Raw genomic sequence first — 2563 nt, forward strand, 5'->3', positions numbered from 1 at the left:
TGACCGACCGCGGCATGATCCGCGCCGGCGCCCGGGCCGATTTCGTCCTGGTCGACGACGAACACCCGGCCCTGCCCCGCGTCGCCGCCACCATCGTCGCCGGCCGCCCGGTGTTCCAGGCGACGCGCCACCTGGTCAGCGGCTTCTGAACACGCGTCTCAGTGTTGGAAGAGCTTGAAACCGAAGGGTAAGTGCAGGGTGACCCTTCGGATCTCCCTCCCCGGCGGCGGCTCGGGCCGGACGGCGCAGACGCCGGTCGTGGTGACGTGGTCGAGGATCGAATTGCCGCTCGACCGCTCGAGCCCGCATTCCGTCATGGTGCCGTCTGCCAGGACCACCATTTTCACGATGGCGACGCCCTGCCCGTGGTCGATCGTGGCCGCGGTCGGATAGACGATGCCGTCGTCGGCGGTATCGCGCAGCCGCGCGGCCCATTCCGCCACGGCCGTGCGCGTCGCATCCGACAGCGGCGGGTTGAAATCATATTCGATGGAACCATCGACGTCCCCATCCGGGTCCGGCGACGCTTGCGTGGTCACGTCGTAGCCCTTGTGGACGGCCGGCGCACTGCTGTTCGTGCAAGCCGCCAACAACAGGCCGAGAGTGGCGAGCGGAATGCGCAGAAAGGCGGTCATCGTTCCATCACCAAAAGAACCCTGATCGAAATTCAACTTTAAATAGAAATCAGGGGGATGCAACGAAGATGCGACGTCGGTCACAGCCCGGCTCACGTCTGTTGCCTAGAGTCTGGACTTCGATGGAAGGTCCCCCGGTTTCCCTGTCACCATGTCGATCGTTTACCGCGGCCATTGCGCCCTGCCCCTCGAAGAGGCGCGCGCCCGTATCGCCTTTGCCCGGCAGGCCCGGCCCGAGTGGTTCCGCGGCCCGCTCTGGCTCTATGACGCCAAGCCGCTCGGCCTGTTCGATCACGAGATCGCCCTCGGCTTCGGCATCGATGCGCGCTGCACCTTCCTGCTCTCGGTCTTCGACAAGGAGCGCATGACCTGCCTCGAGGACGCGATCGACTTCCTCTACCAAGTCTTCGGGACAGAGGGTCTGGTGATTACCTGGGGGCTGGACAAGCCACGGCCGCCCAAGGCTTCCTGTCCACCGATGACGATCAACACGATGGAGGGGCCGGTCATGGCCGATAGCCCGCCGGCCCGGCGGCGTTCCCCGGGTCTCCGCTTCCTGCTCGGCCTCGCGGCCTTTATCGGGACCGTGGTCGCCGTCTATGTCGCCGTGCTCTTGGGTTATGACGCCTGGGCCGAGGCGACCGGCTTTTTCGACCGCGAGGGGGCGACCGCCATGGGGGTGGCCTTCACGATCGCCCCCATGGTGTCCCTGCTGGCCGGCGGCATCGCCGCCGTCCTCGTGTTCAGGCGGCGCTGATCATTCCGCCGCCTTGGCCGGTGCGGGCGCCTGCCAGCGCAGCACGGGCTTGCGGGCTGCCGCGGTCTCGTCCAGGCGGCGGCGCGGCGCCAGGAAGGGAGCACCGGCGAAACGCTCCACCTCGCCCGCCCTGGCCGATTCCGCCAGGCTGCGCATCACCGCGATGAATTCGTCCAGGCTTTCCTTCGATTCCGACTCGGTCGGCTCGATCAGCATGGCGCCATGTACCACCAGGGGGAAATACATGGTCATCGGGTGGTAGCCCTCATCGATCATCGCCTTGGCGAAGTCGAGCGTGGTCACGCCGGTATCCTTCAGGAAGCGATCGTCGAACAGGGCTTCGTGCATGCAGGGCCCCTCGAAGGGCGCCGTCATGACGTCGTCCAGCCGGGCCTGGATATAGTTGGCCGCCAGCACGGCATCGCCCGACGCCTGGGCCAGGCCGTCGGCGCCATGGCTCATCATATAGGCGAGCGCCCGCACGAACATGCCCATCTGGCCGTGGAAGGCGGTCATGCGGCCGAAACTCTCGCCCGCCTCGTCCTCCACGAGCTCGAAGACGCCGTCCTTCTCGACCACCCAGGGCAGCGGCGCGAAGGGTGCCAGCGCCGCCGACAGCACCACCGGACCGGAGCCCGGACCGCCGCCGCCATGGGGCGTCGAGAAAGTCTTGTGCAGGTTGATATGCATGGCGTCGACGCCGAGATCGCCCGGCCGGACCCGCCCGACGATGGCGTTGAAATTGGCGCCGTCACAATAGAAAAAGCCGCCAACCCCATGAATAGCCTCGGCAATCTCCTTGATTTCGCGCTCGAAGAGGCCGCAGGTGTTGGGATTGGTCAGCATGATCGCGGCGACATCGGGGCCGAGCTTGGCCTTCAGCGCCACAAGATCGACGCGGCCATCCTCGGTCGCCGGCACCGGATCGACCGCGAAGCCGCAATAGGCCGCGGTTGCCGGATTGGTGCCATGAGCGGATTCGGGCACCAGGATGCGGGTCCGCGTCTCGCCCTCACCGCGGGCGACCAGGGCGGCACGGATCGACATGATGCCGCACAGCTCGCCATGCGCCCCCGCCTTGGGGCTGAGCGCCACCGCCGGCATGGCCGTCAGCGTCTTCAGCCAATGGGCGAGCAGGCCCATCAGCTCGACCGCGCCCTGCGTGGTCGAG

General features: G+C 67.0%; 3 protein-coding genes. 1 reads left to right on the forward strand and 2 read right to left on the reverse strand.

What is annotated here, in order from left to right; translation table 11 throughout:
• Window positions 1-158: 158 nt before the first annotated feature.
• Window positions 159-719 carry an energy transducer TonB gene (locus WC493_RS23665; protein ID WP_373069186.1) on the reverse strand — a complete coding sequence of 187 codons (561 nt, stop codon included), beginning with the start codon at window positions 717-719 and terminating at the stop codon, window positions 159-161.
• A 67-nt stretch (window positions 720-786) separates the two neighbouring features.
• Here WC493_RS23665 and WC493_RS23670 point away from each other — a divergent pair, with 67 nt between their 5' ends.
• Window positions 787-1392 (forward strand): hypothetical protein, encoded by a 606-nt coding sequence (locus tag WC493_RS23670; RefSeq protein ID WP_373069188.1) that lies wholly within the window; start codon window positions 787-789, stop codon window positions 1390-1392.
• Here the strand turns inward: WC493_RS23670 and gcvPB are convergent.
• Window positions 1393-2563, reverse strand: a 1171-nt coding sequence (gene gcvPB / locus WC493_RS23675) for an aminomethyl-transferring glycine dehydrogenase subunit GcvPB (protein WP_373069190.1), incomplete at its 5' end; no start/stop codon positions are given.

The organism is Zavarzinia sp. (assembly GCF_041650655.1).
Classification (GTDB): Bacteria; Pseudomonadota; Alphaproteobacteria; order Zavarziniales; family Zavarziniaceae; genus Zavarzinia.

Coding starts and splice junctions, on each gene's coding strand:
- WC493_RS23670 (WP_373069188.1), top strand. CDS start 787: ATGTCGATCGTTTACCGCGGCCATTGCGCCCTGCCCCTCGAAGAGGCG.